Below are 21,624 nucleotides of genomic sequence, written 5' to 3' on the forward strand. Positions count from 1 at the left end.
AGGCTCAGTCGCCCAGCCCGACGAGGTTCGGGATCTCCTGCGTCGCGTACCAGAGCAGCTCGTGGTCCTCGGCCCCGTCCACGACGAACTGCGCGTCGTCGTCCCCGCGGTCCGCCGCCGCGAGCGCGTCGGCGGCGGCGCCGACATCGCCCTCCGCGTCACCCATGTCCACGTGGACGGCCGCCGCCTTGGCCAGCGCCACGGTTCCGCTCACCCGCACCTCGCCGAGCGCCGCCGGGTCGAGTCCGCGGTCGGGGTCGCCGTGCGCCGCGCCGTCGGGTACGTCGACGGCGACCACGACGCGCCGCCGCGGCGCGTCGGCGTCGGCCGCCAGCAGCCGCAGCGAGGCCAGCGCGGCCCGGTTCAGCGCCGCGTACTCCAACTCCTCGATGTCGTCGGAGAGATACCACTCGCGCAGCGCGGGCGTGACGGCGTACGCGACGAAGGGTCCGGTCCCCAGCTCACCCGTCTTGTACGCCTCGGCGAGACCGGAGAGGGTCAGGGGGACGTAGACGCGCATGGCTGGTCGCTTTCGTAGTCGGAGAGGGCCTCGCGGAGGACGGTGCCACGCCTCCGGGAGGTCCTCCAGGATACGTGCGCGTGTCCCCCATCGAGTCCCCACCCGCACCGTCGGGGGCGTCCACCCCACACCGCAGATTCACCCGGCGCGCCCCTGCGGCCACCGCCTCCAGCGCTTCCCGATCACTCGGATAAGTGAACGTTCCGGCTCTTCCGACCCGCCCCGCCACGTCCTTGCAGCCCCCACCCACGGCCCCGTACAAGATCCCCAACCACAAAGTTACTTCCCGGTACATCCCGGGCCGATCCAACGGGGACCCCCATGCACAAGGTCATGACCAGGACCGCCCAGCACACCCCGACCCGCCCTCCGACCCGCCGCGACCCTCGGCGGCCCGGTACGGGGGCGCCGCGCGGGCAGGGCGGGGGCATGTCCCGTACCACGGCTGCGGGTGCGGCGACCGCGGCAGAACGGGCCGAGGCCTGTACGCCCCCCACACAGGCGCCGAGCCACGGCACAGCCCCGGCGACTTCAACTCCCGTGACAGGCCGCCCCGCACACCGCGCCGAACCCTCCACCGTGCCCGCCCAGGCCGCCCCCGGCCGCGCCCCCCAGCCGCGCCCCACCGACCTCTTCGCCGACCGGCTCCTCGCCGTGCTGAGCGGTCAGCGGCCCGTCCACTGGATGCTCCGGCACACCGCCGGCCGCGCCTACGACGAACTGATCCGGCTCGCCGAGCACGGCCCCCTGCGCGCCACCCGGGGCACCCGCCCGGTGGTCCGCGACATCGGCTACTACGTCCCCCGCCCGGGCGCCGTGGAGGCCTTCGCCCGGATCGGGGCCGGTGACCAGGTGCGCGCCATGGCGTTCCGGCTGGAGCGAGGCACGGACCTCCGCTGGCGCTGCACGGCGGTGGAGCTGGACGGCTCCCGAGTTCCGCACCAGGACGACGACTGACGGCGCCTCCTGGGCACGCATACCGAAGGGCCGGGCGCCTTCACGGTGCCCGGCCCTTCAAGGTCTCTTCGCGGGGAGCGGCCCCGACAGGCTCAGCCCGTCACAGCTCGCAGCAGCCCACGCGGAGCGACCGTCACTTCTTGCGGCGCCGCCCGCCACGCCCCTGCTTGCGGCGCTCCGCGCGCGTGAGGCCGTCCGCCTCGGAGCGCACGGGCTCGTCGTCGTCGCTGGCGAAGTCGCCCTCGACGACGCCGCCCTCGCCGTCCACGCTCGGCGCGGAGAAGTGCAGCCGGTCCGGCCGCTGCGGTGCGTCGAGCCCCTTGGCACGGATCTCGGGACGGGCGCTCGCCTGCGCGGGCACGGTGTCCTCCTTGTCGAGTGACGGCTTGTCGTCCTCGACGGGGACCTCCTCGACCTGCTGCTCGACCTGGACCTCCAGGTTGAACAGGTAGCCGGCGGACTCCTCCTTGATGCCGTCCATCATGGCGGTGAACATGTCGAAGCCCTCGCGCTGGTACTCGACCAGCGGGTCCTTCTGGGCCATCGCGCGCAGGCCGATGCCCTCCTGGAGGTAGTCCATCTCGTAGAGGTGCTCGCGCCACTTGCGGTCCAGGACCGACAGCACGACCCGGCGCTCCAGCTCACGCATGATCTCGGAGCCGAGCTGCTCCTCGCGCTGCTCGTACTGCTCGTGGATGTCGTCCTTGATGGACTCGGAGATGAACTCGGCGGTCAGACCGGCCCGGTCCCCGGCCGCCTCCTCCAGCTCCTCCACGGTGACCTTCACCGGGTAGAGCTGCTTGAACGCGCCCCACAACCGGTCGAGGTCCCAGTCCTCCGGGAAGCCCTCGGCGGTCTCCGCGGTGATGTACGCGTCGATCGTGTCGTCCATGAAGTGCACGACCTGCTCCTGGAGGTCCTCGCCCTCCAGGACGCGGCGGCGCTCGCCGTAGATGACCTCGCGCTGCCGGTTGAGGACCTCGTCGTACTTGAGGACGTTCTTGCGGGTCTCGAAGTTCTGCTGCTCGACCTGCGACTGGGCGGACGCGATCGCGCGCGTGACCATCTTGTTCTCGATCGGCACGTCGTCCGGGACGTTCGCCATGGACATCACGCGCTCGACCATCTGGGCCTTGAACAGCCGCATCAGGTCGTCGCCGAGAGAGAGGTAGAAGCGGGACTCGCCCGGGTCGCCCTGGCGGCCGGAGCGACCGCGCAACTGATTGTCGATACGGCGCGACTCGTGGCGCTCGGTACCGAGGACGTAGAGGCCGCCGAGGTCCTTGACCTCCTCGAACTCGTCCTTGACCGCCTGCTCGGCCTTCTCCAGGGCGGCGGGCAGGGCCTGCGCCCACTCCTCGATGTGCTCCTCGGGGTCGAGGCCCTGCTGGCGCAGCTCCGCCTCGGCGAGGTCGTCGGGGTTGCCGCCGAGCTTGATGTCCGTACCGCGGCCGGCCATGTTGGTGGCGACCGTCACGGCGCCCTTGCGGCCGGCCTGGGCGATGATCGGCGCCTCACGGTCGTGCTGCTTCGCGTTCAGCACCTCGTGCTGGATGCCTCGCTTGGCGAGCTGCTGCGAGAGGTACTCGGACTTCTCGACCGACGTCGTACCGACGAGGATCGGCTGGCCCTTCTCGTGCTTCTCGGCGATGTCGTCGACGACCGCCTCGAACTTCGCGACCTCGGTGCGGTAGATCAGGTCGGACTGGTCCTTGCGGACCATGGGCCGGTTGGTCGGGATCGGGACGACACCGAGCTTGTAGATCTGGTGGAACTCGGCGGCCTCGGTCATCGCCGTACCGGTCATGCCCGAGAGGTTGCTGTAGAGGCGGAAGAAGTTCTGCAGGGTGATGGTGGCGAGCGTCTGGTTCTCGTCCTTGATGTCCACCCCTTCCTTCGCCTCGATCGCCTGGTGCATGCCCTCGTTGTAGCGGCGGCCGGCGAGGATACGCCCGGTGTGCTCGTCGACGATCATGACCTCGCCGTCGATGACGACGTAGTCCTTGTCCTTCTTGAAGAGCTCCTTGGCCTTGATGGCGTTGTTCAGGTAGCCCACCAACGGGGTGTTCACCGACTCGTAGAGGTTGTCGATGCCCAGCCAGTCCTCGACCTTGGTGACACCGCCCTCGTGGATGGCGACCGTGCGCTTCTTCTCGTCGACGTCGTAGTCGCCCGTCTCCTCCAGACCCTTGAGCGTGTTGCCCGCCTCGCCCTTCTTCAGGCGGGTGACCAGCTTGGCGAAGTCGCCGTACCACTTGGTGGCCTGGTCGGCCGGGCCGGAGATGATCAGCGGCGTACGGGCCTCGTCGATGAGGATGGAGTCGACCTCGTCGACGATCGCGAAGTTGTGGCCGCGCTGCACCAGTTCGTCCTGCGACCACGCCATGTTGTCGCGCAGGTAGTCGAAGCCGAACTCGTTGTTCGTGCCGTAGGTGATGTCGCACGCGTACTGCTCGCGCCGCTGGGCCGGGGTCATGTTGGCGAGGATGCAGCCGACCTCGAGGCCCAGGAACTTGTGGATGCGACCCATCATCTCGGAGTCGCGCTCGGCCAGGTAGTCGTTGACCGTGATGATGTGGACGCCGTCTCCGGAGAGGGCGTTCAGATACGCGGGCAGGGTGCCGACCAGGGTCTTGCCCTCGCCGGTCTTCATCTCGGCGACATAGCCGAGGTGCAGGGCGGCGCCGCCCATCAACTGCACGTCGTAGTGGCGCTGGCCGAGGACGCGCTTGGCGGCCTCGCGTACGGTGGCGAATGCCTCGGGCAGCAGGTCGTCCAGGGTCTCACCATCGGCGTAGCGCTGCTTGTACTCCTCGGTGAGGGCCTTCAGCTCGGCGTCGGAGAGGTCGACGAAGTCCTCTTCGATGGAGTTGACCTGGTCCGCGATGCGGTGCAGCTTGCGCAGGATCTTGCCTTCGCCTGCACGCATGATCTTCGAGAGGACGGACACGGGGGTTGGTCTCCTTGCCGGTCGGGCCTGGGACGGTCGGTTTCCAATGACATGACTGAGCAACGGCCATCGTATGCGAGGACCCCGCCACGCCGGGAGCCTGCCGGGGACGCCGACCGTCCACTACTTCAAAACTGCTTCAAAGGGGACAACGGCCGGGAGTCGCCGATGGTGCCGCGTCCCTCCGAGGAATTGCGCGAAATGTGATCGCCCGCTCACGCAGCGCAAAAGGATGGCGTCCTTGTGTGCCCCCGAGCAGAATCGGCCGATGGAACCCGTCACGCTCACGACCGACCGTCTGCTCCTGCGCAGCGTCGGCCCGCAGGACACCGATGTCGTGTATTCCGCGGCCCAGGACCCCGAGATCCAGCGCTGGACGACGATCCCCTCGCCCTACCTCCTGGAGCACGCGCGGAACTTCACCGAGCAACTGGTGCCCGAGGGCTGGGAGAACGGTTCGATGTTCACCTTCGGCGTCTTTCTCCCCGAAGGGGAACTGGTGGGCATGCTCGCCGTCACGATGCGCTCCCTGGGCGTCGGCGAGGTCGGCTTCTGGGCCACGAAGGAGCACCGGGGCAACGGCTACATCACCGAGGCCACCGTCGCCGTCTCCCGCTGGGCCTTCACCCATGTGTCGATCGACCGGGTGGAATGGCGCGCGGAGGTCGGCAACATGGGCTCCCGCGCGGTGGCCGAACACGCCGGTTTCACCATCGAGGGCACGCTCCGCTCCGCGATCAACAACAAGGGCGTACGACGGGACTGCTGGGTCGCCTCCCTGCTCCCGTCCGACCTGGGCCTGCCGTCGACGGCGCCGTACCTGCCGGCCCCGCGCTAGATCGGCGAATCCGCAGCTCGGCCCGCGTTGTCAGTGGCACCCTCTATCGTGCGGAGACATGACGAGTGCCCCGCGCCCCACGACCGAACTGTCGGCAGACGACGCCCGCCGAATCGCCCTGCGCGCACAGGGTTTCCTCGGCGTTCCCGACCGCCGCGGGGGCGTGCGCGGTGTGCTCCGCCATCTCGGCGCGGTCCAGCTCGACACCATCTCGGTCCTCGCCCGCTCCCACGAACTCATCCCGTACGCCCGCCTCGGCGCCGTCCCCCGCAGGACGGTCGAGGACGCGTACTGGACGCAGACCCACGCCTTCGAGTACTGGTCCCACGCCGCCTGCATCCTCCCTGTGGAGGAGTGGCCGCACTTCGCCTTCCGCCGCCGCGCCTACCGAGCCCGCCCGCACTGGAACCACGACCTCCCGGACGGCACCTACGACCAGGTCGTCAAGCAGCTCCGCGCCGAAGGCCCCCTCACCTCAACGGAGTTGGGCGGGGCCAAGCGCACCAGCGAGTGGTGGGACTGGTCCGGCGCCAAGGTCGCCGTGGAGCGCGCGCTGATGTACGGCGAGGTGGTGTGCGTGGAGCGGCGCGGCTGGAAGCGGGTGTACGACCTCGCCGAGCGCGCGATCCCGGACCCGCTGCTGCACGACGAGTTGGATGACACGGAGTGCCTTCGCCGTCTGGTCGGCCTGGCGGGCCGTTCACTGGGCGTCGGCACGCGCGCGGACATCGCCGACTACCACCGGCTCAAGGGCGAGCAGGTCGACGCGGTGATCGCCGACTCGGGCCTGGTCCCGGTCACGGTCGAGGGCTGGGGCAAGCCGGCCTGGGCGGACCCGGCGGCCCTGGAGACACCTCCGCGCGGCCGCCACCGCACCACACTCCTGTCCCCGTTCGACTCCCTGATCTGGGAGCGGGCGCGCACGGAGCGGATCTTCGGCTTCACCCACCGCCTGGAGGCCTACGTCCCCAAACCGAAGCGGATCCACGGCTACTTCGCGATGCCGGTCCTCGCCGGCGGCCGACTGGTCGGCCGCGTCGACCCGGCCCGTGAGGGCCGCACCCTGGTGGCCAAACAGGTCACCCTGGACGGCGCGAAGGCCGTCCCGTCCGTGGCCCAGGCCCTGGTCGAGGCCGCGAGCTGGGTGGACTGCACGGACGTACGCGTGGAGCGGGTGGACGCCCCCGAGCTGCGCGCACCCCTCGCCAGGGAACTCGTCCGTCTCCTGGCGTGAGGATCAGCGGATCTCCAGGATCTTCTCCCGCATCGCGTAGACCACCGCTTCCATCCTGGAGTGCAGTTGCAGCTTCTCCAGGATGTTGCGGACGTGGTTCTTCACGGTGTTCTCGGAGATGAACAACTGCTTGGCGATATCACGGTTGTTCATGCCGGTGGCGACGAGTTTGAGAACCTCCAGCTCACGGTCGGTGAGCCGGGGCGCGGGCACCAGCCGACGCTCGTCGGTGCGCTGGATCATCGACTTGAACTCGGTGAGCAGTTTCGACGCCATGGAAGGGCTGATCTGCGACTGTCCGTCGGCCACGGCGCGAATGGCGGTGGCCACCTCGTCGGTCGAGATCTCCTTGAGGAGATATCCCGTCGCGCCCGCCTTGATGGCGTCGTAGAGATCGGCCTCCTCATCGCTGATCGTCAGCATGATGATCTTCGCGCTGGGCGCCACCTCCTTGATGGAGGTGCACGCCTCGATACCGCCCCGCTTCGGCATCCGTACGTCCATCAGGACGATGTCCGGCAGCAGATCCGCGGCCTTGTCCACGGCCTCGGCGCCGTCCCCCGCCTCCCCGACGACCTGGATGTCCTCCTCGGCCGCGAGCACGATCTCCAGGCCTCGGCGGAAGAGGGCGTGGTCGTCCACGACAAGGACTCTGATCGGCTCCTTGCGTGTCGAGCCCGCTTCCGGGCCCATGCCGACGACGCCGCCGTCGGCATCCCCGACATGCATCGGTCCGAAGCTGTCCGCCATCGTTCCTCCCCCTGAAGGCTGTGGCCCGTGGTCCTGCGCCATCGCCAACCCAAGGCAGCGGCCCACCGGTTGGGCCCTGTACGGCCATGATTCCATGCCCGGACGGCCGTGCGGTCACGGAGCGGGGCGCGAAGTGGTCGCACACCGGTGCCCCTGGGGGCGCACACGCGCTCCAGGGGCACCTGCTCACCTGTCGGGCGGGCGGGTCAGCCGCCCAACGTGCCGCCTGCCGCGGGCGGTTGCGCCCCCGTGACCATGGGGTCCGTGCTGAGGTGGATGACGCCGTAGTCGTAGGCGTGCCGTCGGTAGACGACGCTCGGCTCCTTGGTCTCGGAGTCGACGAACAGGTAGAAGTCGTGTCCGACCAGTTCCATCTCGTAGAGGGCCTGGTCGAGGGACATCGGAGAGGCGACGTGGGTCTTCTCGCGGACGATGAGCGGGCCTTCGCCCTTTACTTCCAGCGAGCCGATCTTCTTCGTGGGCACACCGTCCGACTGCTCGTCCTGGACGGCGTGGCCGTTGCCGTTGAGCGTCGCCGCGCCCGGGACGTGGTCCGGGACCTCGGCGGCCGTGAGCCGGCGGACACCGCGGCGCGTGTGACGCTTGTCGTGCTCCTTGCGCAGCCGGGCATCCAGCTTCTCCGCCGCGAGATCGAGCGCCGCGTACGGATCGTTGGCCGATGCCTCCGCCCGGATCACCGGACCGCGGGAGCGGAGCGTGATCTCCACTCGGTCGCAACGGTCGGCCTGTCGGGGGTTGGGCTCCTTGGACACCTCGACGTCGAGGCTGATCACCTTGCCGTCGAGCTTCTGGATCTTCTCCAGCTTCAGCTTCTCGGCCACGTGCTTGCGGAACCGCTCGGGCACCTCGGTCTTGCGGCCCTTGACGACGATGTCCACGCAGAACTCCGTTCCCGGATCGCTCCGCTTCGCTGCGGAGCGTCTCCCTTTTGCACCAGGCTCCGGTCACCCCGGAACCTCGGACTCGGTGACTTCCACCTCCTCCTCCCCCATGGGCAAGATCTCCACCCCATGGCCGCGGGTGATTGCAGAAAACCCGCGACACGGCATTCGGATAGGAGAGGTGCGGCCTGCGCCTTTCTCTCACAACCGAACATATCTCGCCCGGACGGATGTCGTCACCCTCTACCGCGGCGTACCTCCGTTCAGGTGAATTGACCCTCTGACTACCTGCAACGACGCAAGTTCGCGGTCAGTTCCGGTTTATTTCGAAGGAATCCGGCGACGCCCCGATCACCGCTGCGCAGATCACGTCACCTGGGCCGTTCACATCCACGATTCCCGGTGCACTGAGTGCCATGTTCCTCCCGTTCTCCATTGATCTCTCTCTGTGTTCCCCTCTGCCTTCCCGGGACACGCGCGGGTACACGGCCGAAGCCGCGCCAACTGTCCCGTCCGTGCCACCACATGTGATCGCCGCACGCACGGCACGCGCCGCCTCCCTCAAGGAGGCCCCGGTCGTCATCAGGTCGTCGACGAGCACCACCGGGCCACCGCCGAGCAACCGGACACCACCCGCGACCACCTCCAGCGCGCCGGCGAGATTGTCCAGCCGCTCCCAGGAGTTGAGCCCCGACTGGTCGGCCACCCACCGACGCTGCCGCAACACCGCCACCACCCGGGCCGGCGTCCCGGTCCGCCGCAACTCCCCCGCCGCCGCCAACGCGATCCGCCGCGCCGGATCATGCCCACGGGCCCGCACGGAGCCACGCGCCGAGGGCACGGGAACGAGCAGCACCGGCACCGCACCGTCACTCCGGGGCCGAACCTGGCCGACGTACTCCTGCCGCCCCGCCGGAGCCCGATCTGCTTGACGCCGCCGCGCCTGTCCGGCCCGCGCTGGTTCCGGCTGGCACCAGTCGCCCGGCAGCTGTCGCCGGGCCTGCGCCGACCGCTCCCGCATCGCAGTGAGCCCCTCGGCTGCCGCCGGATCCGGCTGACACGCGGCACCCTGCGACTGTCGCCCACCCCAGGCGGTCCGGTCTCCCACCACACCGATCCCCTCGGCCGCCGACCGCGCACCCGTCCCGCCGTAAGGCACCGCACCCCCTGACAACCCCACCCCCTCACCATCGGCCCGGGCAGCTCCCGCACCCCGCTCCCAAGGCACTACCGCACCCCCAGCCCCACCATGCCCGTCCTCCCCGATACCCCCGTCACCCTCCTCCCCCAGCTCTCCAAGCTCCCGAAATCCCGGCACCAAGCCCCCGCCCGTCCCAGCCAGTGCCCCACCCACCCCCGTCAAGCCCCCACCCGGCCCCACCACAGCCCCGAACCCGTCCGTCCGGCACTCCCGGAGCCCCGCCCGCACAGCGCCCGCCAGAGCCGCGCCCAGTGGCCCTGCGAGGGCCAGTGCGCCTCGTTCCTTGTGGGCGAGGAGCATCGCGCGCACCTCGTCCGCATAGGGAGCCGCCGCATACGTCGCCGGCAGCCCGGACGGCTCGGGCATCGGCCGCACCCGGCTCGGTACGGCCCCGTCAAGGGCGGCACGGCACTCTGGGCAGAGCACCGTGCGAGGCCTCCCGCAGCCTCCGCACTCGGCCGGCAGCACCAGATCCGTGAGGTCCCGCAACCACCCCCGCATGCCCACCACTGTGCCAACGCCCTCGCCGACCGGCCACCCCTGTGGACAACCGCCTGTGGACAACGCGACGCCACCGTCCGAGCGCGTCCCCCACACGAGTGGACGACCGTCCCGGAACACGCGAACGGCCGCCTCCGTCAGGCCTCGGCCCGGCCGGAGACGGCCGCTTGTGCATCCCTCACCTCAACGCGTCACCTGAGCGCCTCACCCCGGATAGACCGGCGCCGACCCCACCTTGACGACCTTCTGCCACTGCGCCCCGGTGGGCAGCCGGACGATCCCGTCCTCCGAGTAGGCCACCAGCGGCAGCTTGTCGTCCTCGGACGCGGCGATCTCCTTCACTCCGGTCAGGGCAGCGGGCGCCGGGCCCTCCGGTGTGGAGCCGTCGACCTGGACGTACCGCATCTGGAGAACGCCCTCCTGCTCGCGGCCCACCACCACGAGCCTGCTGTCCCCGGCCCACGACATGGCGGTGATCTCCTCCAAGTCCGGGGTGGCGGAACGCAGTTCGAGGACCGACACCACCGGCTGCTCACCGGTCGCCCCGCTCCGCTGGATCCGCCCGATGAACAGGGACCGCTTGCCGTTCTTCTCCACGACGAGCGCGATCCGCACCCCGTCGGCGGCCACCCGCACCGACTCGATACGGCCGTCCAGCCCGAGCGTCTCCACCGAGATCGGCTGGCCGGCGCCCTTCTGCAGCAGGAACAGCCGGGGGTTCTTCGGGTTCCGGTCGGCCACCCACAGGTCGCCCTGCGCGTCCCAGCTCGGAGCCGTCAGCCGGTCGTCCTCGGTCTTGCCCTGGCTGGTGAGTACGGGGTCCCCGAGCGACGCGCCCGACACCAGCGACCCGACGTAGAGCGACTTCCCGTCGAGACCGACCCCGGCCGCGGTCTCCTCGTCCCTCGACACCGCCACGGACCGCAGCTGCTTGTCGCCCGCGCCCAGCGCACCCGGCACCGGATCGGCGTGCGTACCCCTGCCTTCGCTGGAGATCCGCACCAGCCGGTGCTTGTCGTCGAGGAAGTACAGGTACTCGGGGTGCTTTATGGGGCCGTGCGCGGCAAGACCCTTCGCGTCGCTCTCGCGGAGCACGCACAACTGGGCGCCGTTGGCAGCCTGCAGCTCGACCTTGTCCACGGTGGGCGTCATGGTCTGAAGCGTGTAGAGGATCTGTGTGGCCATCTCGTTGCACCGGGCCAGCCCCACCCGCGAGGCGCTCTGGTTCAACGGGACCGTCAGTTTGTTCTGGTCGTCGGGCGTCAGCGAGGTGACGCCCTTCCGCAGCGCCGTCCCGGTGGGGAAGCTCGACCTGACCACGGGCCCGAGCCAGCTCGTGGGCCCGTCGAGGAGCGAACGCACCATCTGCGTCATGGGGTCCACCCGTCGCCGTACGAACACGGGGTCCGCCACCGCGATCGGCTGTGAGGTCGACCCGGCCGACGTGTTCGACGCGAAGTAGTACTTGTTGACCGACATGTAGTTGCGCTGGAAGTCCGAGTTGCCCATGACGACGCCCTGCGGCAGCGCGTCGATGCGCCACTGCCCGCTCTTGGCGTCCTTCGTCAGATGCACCCGCTGGCTGTACCGCCCGTCAGCCGGCGCGTACGCCTGCTGAGCGTCCACCGTGGCGACCTGTTCGCCGGTCAGGGTGTACGTGAAGGTGTCGGTGTCCTCCTGGCCGCCGGGGGCACGGACGGCCTCCGTGCTCGGCCCGCCGGCGAGCACCGTGGTGGACAGGTCCGGCTGCCAGTCCCGCGCCGCCTTGGCGGTCAGGTACATGCGTGCCGTCTTGAAGTTCGGATCGTCGCTGGTCAGCGCCTCCAGGAAGCCCTGCACGATCTCCGCCTGCGACGCGTCCTCCTGGGGCGGCATCGCGAAGACCCGCACCTGGGTGTCCTGTCGCGGCGTCGACTCGACACCACGGAGGTCCCCGCTGTCGGGCATCGAGGCACATCCCGCCAGCACTACGACGCCACACGCGATGTACGCCACCGCGCGTGCCGGCTTCCGCCGGGCGCCCCCCTCGCGGTCAGCGCCCACGAGATGCCTCCCCTTGCCTGGTCGATTCCTCCGGGGCGGTGGCCGAGTCCGCGCCGCTCGCGCTGTCACCACGAGGTGTGTCCTCCGGGGGCCGGTCCTCCTGCCGCCGTGTGCCACCGGTCGGCCGGGGCACCACACGCGCGCCGTTGCCGGGCAGCGCCGTCGGGTCCGCGGTGGGCGTCGCGCCGGTCAGCCTCGGGGCGATCGGGTTCCGCGCGGATATCGGCGGCACCTGGTCACCCATGGACTGCACCGGCACCGTCGCGCTCTTGTCCCCGCCCCCGCTCGGCAACCCGGCGTCATTAAGTCCACGATTACGGCGTGAGTCCTTGGGCTCCAGGGGTATCGGCGAGCCCCGCAGCGGTTCGTCCGCGGTCCTCGGCAGCGTCAGCCGGAACTGCGAACCGCCGCCCGGCTCACCCCACGCCTGCAACCAACCGCCGTGCAGCCGCGCGTCCTCCAGGGCGATGGACAGCCCCAGCCCCGTACCACCGGTGGTACGCGCGCGTGCCGGGTCCGCCCGCCAGAAGCGGCTGAACACCCGGGTCGCCTCACCGGGCTTGAGCCCCACCCCGTAGTCGCGCACCGCGATGGCGACCGCCCCGCCCGCGGTGGCGAGCTTGACTATGACGTCCTTGCCGTCGCCGTGCTCCACGGCGTTGACGACGAGATTGCGCAGCACCCGCTCCACCCGCCGGGCATCGGCCTCGGCGACCACGGGCTGCTGGTCGCCGACGACCCGTATCCGCGTGCCCTTGCGCTCGGCCAGCGGCTCGGCGCCGCTGAGAACCCGCCGTACGACCTCCCTGAGGTCTATCGGCTCGGCCTCCAGGGCCGCCGCGCCCGCGTCGAACCGGCTGATCTCCAGCAGGTCCGCGAGCAGCGTCTCGAACCGGTCCAACTGGTCTGCCAGCAATTCGGCCGACCGCGCGGTCATCGGATCGAAGTCCACGCGCGCGTCATGGATGACATCGGCGGCCATCCGTACGGTCGTCAGCGGCGTCCGCAGCTCGTGCGACACGTCCGACACGAACCGCCGCTGCATCCGCGACAGGTCCTCCAGCTGCTGGATCTTCAACTGGAGGTTCTGCGCCATCTTGTTGAAGGCCTCGCCGAGCCGCGCGATGTCGTCCTCGCCGGTGACCTTCATCCGCTCCTGCAGCCGCCCGGCGGAGAGCCGCTCGGCGATCCCGGCGGCCATCCGCACCGGCGTGACGACCTGCCGCACCACGAGCCAGGCGATGGCCCCGAGGAGTACGACGACGAAGAGCCCGGCCGTGGCGAGGGTTCCCTTGACCAGGCTGAGGGACTTCTCCTCCTGGGTGAGCGGGAAGAGGTAGTACAACTGGTACGGATCGCCGTTCGGGTCGTTGACCTGCTTGCCCACGACCAGCGCCGGCTGGGACTCCTTGCCGTTGCTGTAGATGATGCGGGTGTAGCTCTGGGCCGCCGTCGTACGGTCGTTGACCCGCGCGCGCAGGTCTTCCGGCACGCTCGCGGACGGGTCGACGTACCCGGAACCACGCGGACTGCGTCCACCACCGCTGTCCGCGCCCGCCGGCAGCGTCACCACGTCGAAGGCGCCCTGGCCGCCGCTGGACAGCGACGACACGAGGTCGCTCATCCATGAGATGACGTTCTGCGAGGGGCCGCCGTCGGTCGCGGACCCGTCGTCCGTCGTCCCGCTGTTCGCCTCGTCGGCCTTCTGTTTGGCCACGGCGAACCCGCCCGTGGCCTGGCTCTGGGAGGCCTTCACCTTGGCATCCAGCAGACCGTTGCGCACCTGGCCGATGACGACGAAGCCCAGCAGCAGGACGACGCCCAGCGACATCAGCAGGGTCGTGGCGACGACCTTGAGCTGGATGTTGCGCCGCCACAGCCGCATGACCGGCAGCAGCGGCCGGCGCACCCAGCGCATGAACAGGCGCAGGACCGGGCTGCCCTGGACCCCGCCCTGCAGCAGCCCGCCCTCCAGCAGGCGCCCCCAGCGGGAGCCGGCCGCCTTCCGGCCGACAGGCCGCCCCGCGCGGGCCCCGGACCCCCCGGGCGCCGAAGCGGCACTGTCCCTGGACATGTCAGCTCGGTCCCGCCTTGTAACCGACCCCGCGGACGGTCACCACGATCTCCGGCCGCTCCGGGTCCTTCTCGACCTTGGAACGCAGCCGCTGGACATGCACGTTGACCAGCCGGGTGTCAGCGGCGTGCCGGTATCCCCAGACCTGCTCCAGGAGCACCTCACGCGTGAACACCTGCCACGGCTTGCGGGCCAGCGCGACCAGCAGGTCGAACTCCAGCGGCGTCAGGGCGATCGACTGCCCGTCCCGCTTCACGGAGTGACCGGCCACATCGATGACCAGATCGCCTATGGCGAGCTGCTCGGGCGCCGGCTCCTCGGACCGCCGCAGCCGCGCCCGGATCCGGGCGACCAGCTCCTTCGGCTTGAACGGCTTCACGATGTAGTCGTCAGCGCCCGACTCCAGGCCCACCACGACATCGACGGTGTCGCTCTTCGCCGTGAGCATCACGATCGGCACCCCGGACTCCGCCCTGATCAGGCGGCACACCTCGATACCGTCCCGTCCAGGCAGCATCAGGTCCAGGAGCACCAGGTCGGGCTTGCTCTCACGGAAAGCGGCCAGCGCCTTGTCGCCGTCGGCTACGAAAGACGGCTCAAAACCTTCACCACGCAACACAATGCCGAGCATCTCGGCCAGTGCGGTGTCGTCATCGACGACAAGGACTCGTCCCTTCATAAACGACATCATCCCATTAACTAAATCGTTACCTGTCGTGACCTGTCACACAGCTCTGCGAGCGCCTCCGCCGTCACGGGCGAAACAGCGCCTTCTTCGGTGACGATCGCTGTCACCAGCTCGGGAGGCGTCACGTCGAACGCCGGGTTGTACGCCTGGGTCCCCAGGGGTGCCACCGGAATCCCGCCTCCCGCTCCCGACATCGTCACCTGGGGTGATGTGACCTCCGTCACTTCGAACCCGGGACGCTGCTCCACCTCGATGGACGCACCGTCCGGGGTCTCCGGATCCACCGTCGTCACCGGCGCCACCACGATGAACGGCACATGGTGGTACCGGGCGAGCACGGCGAGCGGATAGCTCCCCACCTTGTTCGCCACCGAACCGTCGGCGGCGATCCGGTCCGCCCCGATGAGTACCGCGTCCACCTCCCCGGCCGCGAACAATGAGCCCGCCGCGTTGTCCGTGAGCAAGGTGTACGCCATACCGTTGCGCGCCGCCTCATACGCCGTCAGGCGAGCACCTTGCAGCAATGGACGCGTTTCGTCCACCCACAGCCGCCTCAACCGCCCCTCCCGATGCGCCGCGAGCGCCACCGCGAACGCCGTACCCTCGCCGCCGGACACCAGCGCCCCGGTGTTGCAGTGCGTCAGAATCCGGTGCCCGCCGCCGGGCAACAGCTCGTCCAGCAGGGCCAGTCCGTGCGCGGCCATCCGTGTGCTGGCCTCGGCGTCCTCCCGGTGAAGCCGCCGCGCGGCGGCCAGCGCGGCCCCGGCCGCCTGCTCGGGGCCACCTCCCTTGGCCACCGCGTCACGGTGCGCGGCCTGGGCCCTGCGCACGCCGACGGACAAGTTCACCGCCGTGGGGCGGGCACCCGCCAGCGCGAGCGCGGCCTCGTCCACGTCGAAGCCCCGCGCGGCGGCGAGCGCGACGCCGTACGCCCCGGCGATGCCGAGCAGCGGCGCCCCGCGCACCGCCAGCGAACGGATCGCGTCCACCAGCGCGGACGCGTCCGTGCACACCAGCTCGACCTCCTCGGTCGGCAGCCTGGTCTGGTCGAGAAGGACGAGCACAGGGCCCTCGGGGGGCTCGTCCCAGCGGATCGCGGGTATCTCGGTCGGCCGGCCGTCCTCGCCGGATTGCGCGTACTGATCAGCCATGCGGTCAGTCTGCCCCGTATCCGGCGGACAATTGAAGGTGCGCAGCGGATACCGCGGCCGGTCACCGCTCGACCACCCCATGGCACGATGGCTGCCAACCTGCCGCCGCGCCCGCGGACGGGCACCGTGAAGGAGCGACGATGAACGACACTCCGGGCTGGGCCTCGCCCGGATCCGCCCCGCCCGACGGGCCCGAGCCCGGCGCGTCCGATCCCGCCGAACCCGCGGACCAGCCGGGCGCAGACCCGTCGGGCCCCGGCCCGACATGGTCCAAGGAGCAGCCGCCACCCGGCCAGTGGTCCGCGCCCACCAGCGCCCCGGGCCCGGGCCAGGCACCGCCGCCCCCGCCGCCAGGCCCGGGCTGGGGCGGCGGCCACCCCGGCGGCCCGCCGGGCCCCGGCGGTCCTGGGGGCTACGGAGGCTATGGCGGACCCGGCGGTTACGGCGCCCCCGGCTGGGGAGCCGGCTGGGGCGGTCCCCCGCCCGCGGCCAAGCCCGGCGTCATCCCGCTCCGCCCGCTCGGAGTGGGCGAGATCCTCGACGGCGCCGTCTCCACCATGCGCACCTACTGGCGCACGGTCCTGGGTGTCTCCCTCACCGTCGCGGTCGTCATGCAGACCATCGTCGTCCTGGTCCAGGGCTTCGCCTTCAACGACCTCGCCAGCACCCAGGCCCTCGACGACCCGAACGCCAGCACCTCCGAAGTGACCCGCGCGATGAGCGAGGCCTTCCTCAGCACCGGCGTCGTCTACCTGGTCGTCCTCATCGGCACCGTCGTCGCCACCGCCCTGCTCACCACGGTCACCAGCCGCGCCGTGCTCGGCAAGCCGGTGACCGCCGGAGAAGCCTGGCGCGACGCCCGGCCCCAGGTCCTCAAGCTGTTCGGCCTGATCTGCCTGCTGATCCTCATGGCTCTCGTCCTGATCGGCGTCCCCACCGTGCCCGGCATCATCGTGGCCGTCACGGGATCCCAGGACGCGGGCATCGCGCTCGCCGTCTTCGGCGGCCTCGCCGGCTGCGTCGTCACCCTCTGGCTGGCGATCCGCTTCTCGCTCGCCTCGCCTGCGCTGATGCTGGAGAAGCAGGGCATCGTGAAGTCGATGAGCCGCTCCGCGAAGCTGGTGCGCGGCTCCTGGTGGCGGATCTTCGGCATCCAGCTGCTCGCCCAGATCATCGCGAGCATCCTGTCGTCCATCCTCGTGATCCCGTTCGCCTTCATCGCGGGGCTGTTGAGCGGCGACGGCCTCGGCGGCCTCGTCGACGGCACCGGCGACGTCGGCTGGACGTTTCTCATCATCAGCGGTCTCGGCTCGGTGATCGGCCGCATGATCGCGTTCCCGATCACGGCGGGCGTCACCGTGCTCCTGTACATCGACCAGCGCATCCGCCGCGAGGCCCTCGACCTCGACCTGGCCCGCGCCGCCGGCGTCCAGGACTACGGCACCGCCGCGCACGGCCCCACCCCGGGGAGTTGATGCGGTGAACCTGGCGGGGGGAGTGCTCACAGCCGTACGGTCGTCGGCCCTCTCGGGGGACGAACCGCCGGTGACGATCCCGCGCGACCCCGCGCGGGAGGCGGCCCGGCGTGAACTGTCCAAGCAGATGTACCACGAGAACGACCCCAGCCTGGTGCAGCGGGCCCTGGACGCCGTCTGGCGCTGGATCGGCAAGTTGTTCGACTCCGCTTCCGGGGCGACGCCCGGCGGCGCAGTCGGCCTGCTCGTCGTCATCCTGGCCGTCCTCGCGGTCGGGGCCGCCCTGTGGTGGCGCCTCGGCACCCCGCGCCGCCAACCCGCCTCCGCCGCCCCCCTGTTCGAGGACGGCCCCCGAAGTGCCGCCGAACACCGCTCGGCCGCCGAGGCGCACGCCGCCCAGGGACACTGGAACCCCGCCGTGCAGGAACGCATGCGTGCCATCGTCCGCGCCCTGGAGGAACGCGCCCTGCTCGACGCCCGCCCCGGCCGCACAGCCGACGAGGCAGTCGCCGAAGCCGGCCGCGCACTTCCGTCCCACACGGACGAACTGCGCGCCGCCGCCGGGCACTTCGACGACGTGACGTACGGCGGACGCGACGCGAGCGAGCAGTCGTACCGCCGCATCGCCGAACTCGACCACGACCTGGAGCGGGCCAGGCCCGTCCTCACGAGCAGCGCCCACAGCACGGCCCACCACACCAGCCAGGGGGCCGCCGAATGACCACGGAGGCGACGCTTCCCGCCACCTCGGCCTCGCCGACCGCCCGCCAGGTGTGGACCCGCGCGCGTGGCATCGTCCTCGCGCTCGTGATCCTCCTCGCGGCCGCCGTGGCGATCGCCGCGATCCGCTCCGACGCCCGGCACGGCGACCTCGACCCGCGCTCCGCCGACCCCTACGGCAGCCGCGCCGTAGCCGAACTCCTCGGCGACCGGGGCGTGTCCACGCGCGTGGTCTCGACCCTGTCCCAGGCCCGCGCGGCGACCGGCCCGGACACCACCCTCCTGGTCGCCGTCCCGGACCTGCTGACCAAGCGTCAACAGTCCAGCCTGCACTCGGCGTTCGCGGACTCCGGCAGCCGTACGGTCCTCGTCGCCCCCGGGTCCGCGTCCCTGGACCGGCTCGCTCCCGAGGTCACCGCGGACTCCGGGGCCGGCTTCGACTCGGCTCTCTCCCCGGACTGCTCGATGCCCGCGGCCCAGCGCGCGGGCGACGCGGAGACCGGCGACTACCGGTACAGGACCACCGCCACCGACGCCGACGAGTGCTACCCCAGCGACGGCAGGCCAACCCTGCTCCGGCTCCCGGACGCGTCCGGGGGCGGCGACACCGTCGTCATCGGCTCGCCCGACATCTTCTTCAACAAGCGTCTCGACAAGCAGGGCAACGCCTCGCTCGCCCTCCAGCTCCTCGGCTCGCGCCCCCATCTGGTCTGGTACCTCCCCTCGCTGTCCGACATCTCGGCCACAGACTCCGGCGGCCAGAGCTTCTTCGACCTGCTCCCCTCGGGCTGGCTCTGGGGCACCCTGCAACTGTTCATCGCGGCAGCCCTGGCCGCCCTGTGGCGGGCACGCCGACTCGGCCCCCTGGTGCCCGAAAAACTCCCCGTGGCGATCCGCGCCTCCGAAACCGTCGAAGGCCGCGCCCGCCTCTACCGCAAAGCCAACGCCCGCGACCGCGCGGCCAACGCCCTGCGCTCCACCACCCGCACTCGCCTCACCCCCCTCGTAGGCGTCCCCGTCTCCCAGGCGCACGCGCCCGAAGCCCTGCTCCCCGCGCTCTCCGCCCACCTCCACGGCGACGGACAGACCCTGCACCCCCTCCTCTTCGGCCCGCCGCCCAGCGACGACGCGGCCCTCATCGCACTTGCCGACCAACTCGACGCCCTCGAAAGAGAGGTACGCCGTTCATGATGGACCCGACCACTGACAACGCCGGGTATACGGGGAATCCGGGCACCGCCCGAGCCTCCCTCGAATCCCTGCGAGCCGAGATCGCCAAAGCCGTGGTCGGCCAGGACCCCGCCGTGACCGGCCTCGTCGTCGCCCTCCTCTGCCGCGGACACGTTCTCCTAGAAGGAGTCCCTGGAGTCGCCAAAACGTTGCTCGTCCGCGCCCTCGCATCCGCACTCGAACTGGACACCAAGCGCATCCAGTTCACCCCGGACCTGATGCCGAGCGACGTCACCGGCTCCCTGGTCTACGACACACGCTCCGCCGAGTTCCGCTTCCAGCCCGGCCCGGTCTTCACCAACCTCCTCCTCGCGGACGAGATCAACCGCACCCCTCCGAAGACCCAGTCATCCCTCCTCGAAGCGATGGAGGAACGCCAGGTCACGGTCGACGGCACCGCTCGCCCGCTCCCCGACCCGTTCCTGGTCGCCGCGACTCAGAACCCCGTCGAGTACGAGGGCACGTATCCCCTCCCCGAGGCCCAACTCGACCGCTTCCTCCTCAAACTGACGATCCCCCTCCCCTCCCGCCAGGACGAGATCGACGTCCTCACCCGCCACTCCGAGGGCTTCAACCCACGCGACCTGCACGCCGCCGGCCTACGCCCCGTAGCGGGCCCGGCCGACCTCGAAGCAGCCCGCGCCGCGGTCGCCAAGACGACGATCTCCCCCGAGATCACCGCCTACGTGGTCGACATCTGCCGCGCCACCCGCGAATCACCGTCACTCACCCTCGGCGTGTCCCCGCGCGGCGCAACCGCCCTCCTGGCGACCTCGCGCGCGTGGGCCTGGCTCACAGGCCGCGACTACGTCATCCCCGACGACGTGAAGGCCCTGGCACTCCCCACCCTCCGCCACCGCGTACAACTGCGCCCCGAGGCCGAGATGGAGGGCGTGACGGCGGACTCCGTCATCAACGCGATCCTCGCCCACGTCCCGGTCCCCCGCTGATGGCCCTCACCGGCCGCGCCGCCCTCCTCGCAGCCCTGGGCTCCCTCCCCGTAGGCATCTGGGAACCGGGCTGGACAGGCATCCTGGCCGTCAACGCACCTCTGGCGGTGGCCTGCGCCTGCGACTTCGCCCTGGCCGCTCCCGTACGCCGCCTGAGCCTGACCCGCTCCGGCGACACATCCGTACGTCTCGGCGAATCCGCCGACGTCACGCTGACGGTCACCAACCCGTCCCGCCGCCTGCTACGAGCCCGCATCCGCGACGCCTGGCCCCCCAGTAGCTGGCTCCCCGGCACGGAGTTCGCCGCATCCCGCCACCGCCTGGCAGTCCCACCCGGCGAACGCCGCCGCCTCACCACCCGCCTACGCCCCACCCGCCGCGGCGACCGCCACACAGACCGAGTGACGATCCGTTCCTACGGCCCCCTCGGCCTCCTCACCCGCCAGGGCACCCACATGGCCCCCTGGGCAGTACGCGTCCTGCCGCCCTTCACCAGCCGCAAGCACCTCCCGTCGAAGCTCGCCCGCCTGCGCGAACTCGACGGCCGCACCAGCGTGCTGACCCGCGGCGAAGGTACAGAATTCGACAGCCTGCGCGAATACGTCCCCGGCGACGACACCCGCTCCATCGACTGGCGCGCCACAGCCCGCCAAACGACGGTCGCGGTACGCACCTGGCGCCCCGAACGCGACCGCCACATCCTCCTGGTCCTCGACACCGGCCGCACCGCGGCAGGCCGTGTCGGCGACGCCCCACGCCTCGACGCCTCCATGGACGCCGCCCTGCTCCTGGCAGCCCTCGCGTCCCGCGCCGGCGACCGCGTGGACCTCCTCGCCTACGACCGCCGGGTCCGCGCCCTCGTACAGGGCCGCACAGCACGTGACGTACTCCCGTCCCTTGTCAACGCGATGGCGACACTCGAACCGGAACTCGTCGAAACAGACGCCCGAGGCCTGGCAGCCACCGCGATCCGTACAGCCCCGCGCCGCTCCCTGATCGTCCTACTGACAAGCCTCGACGCGGCCCCGGTCGAAGAGGGCCTGCTTCCCGTGCTCTCCCAACTCACGCAGCGCCATACGGTCCTGGTGGCATCCGTGGCAGATCCGCACATCGCCCGCATGGCTATGGCACGCGGAAACACGGAGGCGGTCTACGAGGCGGCAGCGGCTGCACGCGCCCAGACCGAGCGCGACCACACCGCGGAAAAACTCCGCCGGCATGGCGTCACCATCGTTGACGCGACACCGGACGATCTCGCTCCGGCTTTGGCGGATGCCTATCTGGCACTCAAGAGTGCGGGACGTCTGTAAGGAAAGGTGCCCTGCTCGCAAAAGCAGGGCACCTTAAACGCAGAAAACCCCCGTACCGAATTAACGGTACGGGGGTTTTCGCAATATTTGTTCGGCGGCGTCCTACTCTCCCACAGGGTCCCCCCTGCAG

16 protein-coding genes and 2 pseudogenes are annotated in these 21,624 nt (G+C 70.6%); 8 read left to right on the forward strand and 10 right to left on the reverse strand.

Going from position 1 to position 21,624, the window contains the following annotated elements; all coding sequences use genetic code 11:
• Nucleotides 1-4: 4 nt before the first annotated feature.
• On the reverse strand, nt 5-520 hold the full coding sequence (locus AB0M63_RS35310; RefSeq protein WP_355920395.1) for a hypothetical protein: 516 nt from the start codon (nt 518-520) through the stop codon (nt 5-7).
• Between the two features lie 321 nt (nt 521-841).
• Between AB0M63_RS35310 and AB0M63_RS35315 the strand changes: the two genes are divergently transcribed.
• Nucleotides 842-1,477 carry an Rv3235 family protein gene (locus AB0M63_RS35315; RefSeq protein ID WP_355920397.1) on the forward strand — a complete coding sequence of 212 codons (636 nt, stop codon included), beginning with the start codon at nt 842-844 and terminating at the stop codon, nt 1,475-1,477.
• A gap of 133 nt (nt 1,478-1,610) precedes the next feature.
• Here the strand turns inward: AB0M63_RS35315 and secA are convergent, their stop codons facing one another.
• Nucleotides 1,611-4,427 (reverse strand): preprotein translocase subunit SecA, encoded by a 2,817-nt coding sequence (gene secA, locus AB0M63_RS35320; protein WP_355920401.1) that lies wholly within the window; start codon nt 4,425-4,427, stop codon nt 1,611-1,613.
• A gap of 268 nt (nt 4,428-4,695) precedes the next feature.
• Between secA and AB0M63_RS35325 the strand changes: the two genes are divergently transcribed.
• Nucleotides 4,696-5,265, forward strand: coding sequence for a GNAT family N-acetyltransferase (locus AB0M63_RS35325; protein ID WP_366022190.1), 570 nt, complete (start codon nt 4,696-4,698; stop codon nt 5,263-5,265).
• A gap of 58 nt (nt 5,266-5,323) precedes the next feature.
• Nucleotides 5,324-6,499, forward strand: a complete 1,176-nt coding sequence (locus AB0M63_RS35330) for a crosslink repair DNA glycosylase YcaQ family protein (RefSeq protein WP_366022191.1) — start codon at nt 5,324-5,326, stop codon at nt 6,497-6,499.
• A 3-nt stretch (nt 6,500-6,502) separates the two neighbouring features.
• On the opposite strand, the gene AB0M63_RS35335 is transcribed toward AB0M63_RS35330, so the two are convergent.
• The 8 genes and pseudogenes from AB0M63_RS35335 to mtnA form a co-directional block, all read right to left on the reverse strand.
• Nucleotides 6,503-7,249, reverse strand: coding sequence for a response regulator transcription factor (locus AB0M63_RS35335; RefSeq protein WP_033287181.1), 747 nt, complete (start codon nt 7,247-7,249; stop codon nt 6,503-6,505).
• A 206-nt stretch (nt 7,250-7,455) separates the two neighbouring features.
• Nucleotides 7,456-8,148 carry a ribosome-associated translation inhibitor RaiA gene (gene raiA, locus AB0M63_RS35340; protein ID WP_355920411.1) on the reverse strand — a complete coding sequence of 231 codons (693 nt, stop codon included), beginning with the start codon at nt 8,146-8,148 and terminating at the stop codon, nt 7,456-7,458.
• Nucleotides 8,149-8,461: 313 nt separating this feature from the next.
• Nucleotides 8,462-9,010 (reverse strand): annotated as a pseudogene (locus AB0M63_RS35345) (hypothetical protein); the annotation flags it as partial.
• Nucleotides 9,011-9,562: 552 nt separating this feature from the next.
• Nucleotides 9,563-9,853 (reverse strand): annotated as a pseudogene (locus AB0M63_RS35350) (ComF family protein); the annotation flags it as partial.
• Between the two features lie 204 nt (nt 9,854-10,057).
• On the reverse strand, nt 10,058-11,896 hold the full coding sequence (locus tag AB0M63_RS35355) for an LpqB family beta-propeller domain-containing protein (protein ID WP_366022192.1): 1,839 nt from the start codon (nt 11,894-11,896) through the stop codon (nt 10,058-10,060).
• Nucleotides 11,886-13,970, reverse strand: coding sequence for an MtrAB system histidine kinase MtrB (mtrB, locus tag AB0M63_RS35360; protein WP_366022193.1), 2,085 nt, complete (start codon nt 13,968-13,970; stop codon nt 11,886-11,888). Before mtrB ends, AB0M63_RS35355 begins: the two co-directional genes overlap by 11 nt.
• 1 nt (nt 13,971) lies before the next feature.
• Nucleotides 13,972-14,661: a two-component system response regulator MtrA gene (gene mtrA / locus AB0M63_RS35365; RefSeq protein ID WP_187284748.1), complete on the reverse strand. Its 690-nt coding sequence runs from the start codon at nt 14,659-14,661 to the stop codon at nt 13,972-13,974.
• Between the two features lie 8 nt (nt 14,662-14,669).
• On the reverse strand, nt 14,670-15,809 hold the full coding sequence (mtnA, locus tag AB0M63_RS35370; RefSeq protein ID WP_366022194.1) for an S-methyl-5-thioribose-1-phosphate isomerase: 1,140 nt from the start codon (nt 15,807-15,809) through the stop codon (nt 14,670-14,672).
• 140 nt (nt 15,810-15,949) lie between these two features.
• Here mtnA and AB0M63_RS35375 point away from each other — a divergent pair, with 140 nt between their 5' ends.
• From AB0M63_RS35375 to AB0M63_RS35395, 5 genes are read left to right on the forward strand one after another with little or no spacing between them, the layout of a single operon-like run.
• Nucleotides 15,950-17,284, forward strand: a complete 1,335-nt coding sequence (locus tag AB0M63_RS35375) for a hypothetical protein (protein ID WP_366022195.1) — start codon at nt 15,950-15,952, stop codon at nt 17,282-17,284.
• 4 nt (nt 17,285-17,288) lie between these two features.
• Nucleotides 17,289-18,005, forward strand: a complete 717-nt coding sequence (locus AB0M63_RS35380) for a DUF4129 domain-containing protein (protein ID WP_366022196.1) — start codon at nt 17,289-17,291, stop codon at nt 18,003-18,005.
• Nucleotides 18,002-19,195 carry a DUF4350 domain-containing protein gene (locus AB0M63_RS35385; RefSeq protein ID WP_366022197.1) on the forward strand — a complete coding sequence of 398 codons (1,194 nt, stop codon included), beginning with the start codon at nt 18,002-18,004 and terminating at the stop codon, nt 19,193-19,195. Before AB0M63_RS35380 ends, AB0M63_RS35385 begins: the two co-directional genes overlap by 4 nt.
• Entirely contained in the window at nt 19,195-20,184 is a 990-nt protein-coding gene (locus tag AB0M63_RS35390; RefSeq protein ID WP_356059952.1) for a MoxR family ATPase, read from the forward strand. Before AB0M63_RS35385 ends, AB0M63_RS35390 begins: the two co-directional genes overlap by 1 nt.
• Nucleotides 20,184-21,494 carry a DUF58 domain-containing protein gene (locus AB0M63_RS35395; protein WP_366022198.1) on the forward strand — a complete coding sequence of 437 codons (1,311 nt, stop codon included), beginning with the start codon at nt 20,184-20,186 and terminating at the stop codon, nt 21,492-21,494. Before AB0M63_RS35390 ends, AB0M63_RS35395 begins: the two co-directional genes overlap by 1 nt.
• The last annotated feature ends 130 nt before the right edge of the window (nt 21,495-21,624 follow it).

This window comes from Streptomyces sp. NPDC051576 (genome assembly GCF_040681835.1).
GTDB lineage: Bacteria > Actinomycetota > Actinomycetes > Streptomycetales > Streptomycetaceae > Streptomyces.

What these genes read in the sequence shown, in the direction of transcription:
- AB0M63_RS35315 (WP_355920397.1), top strand. Translation starts at nt 842, where the DNA reads ATGCACAAGGTCATGACCAGGACCGCCCAGCACACCCCGACCCGCCCT.
- AB0M63_RS35330 (WP_366022191.1), top strand. Translation starts at nt 5,324, where the DNA reads ATGACGAGTGCCCCGCGCCCCACGACCGAACTGTCGGCAGACGACGCC.
- AB0M63_RS35335 (WP_033287181.1), bottom strand. Translation starts at nt 7,249, where the DNA reads ATGGCGGACAGCTTCGGACCGATGCATGTCGGGGATGCCGACGGCGGC.
- mtnA (WP_366022194.1), bottom strand. Translation starts at nt 15,809, where the DNA reads ATGGCTGATCAGTACGCGCAATCCGGCGAGGACGGCCGGCCGACCGAG.
- AB0M63_RS35390 (WP_356059952.1), top strand. Translation starts at nt 19,195, where the DNA reads ATGGACCCGACCACTGACAACGCCGGGTATACGGGGAATCCGGGCACC.
- AB0M63_RS35325 (WP_366022190.1), top strand. Translation starts at nt 4,696, where the DNA reads ATGGAACCCGTCACGCTCACGACCGACCGTCTGCTCCTGCGCAGCGTC.
- AB0M63_RS35310 (WP_355920395.1), bottom strand. Translation starts at nt 520, where the DNA reads ATGCGCGTCTACGTCCCCCTGACCCTCTCCGGTCTCGCCGAGGCGTAC.
- mtrA (WP_187284748.1), bottom strand. Translation starts at nt 14,661, where the DNA reads ATGATGTCGTTTATGAAGGGACGAGTCCTTGTCGTCGATGACGACACC.
- AB0M63_RS35385 (WP_366022197.1), top strand. Translation starts at nt 18,002, where the DNA reads ATGACCACGGAGGCGACGCTTCCCGCCACCTCGGCCTCGCCGACCGCC.
- mtrB (WP_366022193.1), bottom strand. Translation starts at nt 13,970, where the DNA reads ATGTCCAGGGACAGTGCCGCTTCGGCGCCCGGGGGGTCCGGGGCCCGC.
- AB0M63_RS35395 (WP_366022198.1), top strand. Translation starts at nt 20,184, where the DNA reads ATGGCCCTCACCGGCCGCGCCGCCCTCCTCGCAGCCCTGGGCTCCCTC.
- AB0M63_RS35375 (WP_366022195.1), top strand. Translation starts at nt 15,950, where the DNA reads ATGAACGACACTCCGGGCTGGGCCTCGCCCGGATCCGCCCCGCCCGAC.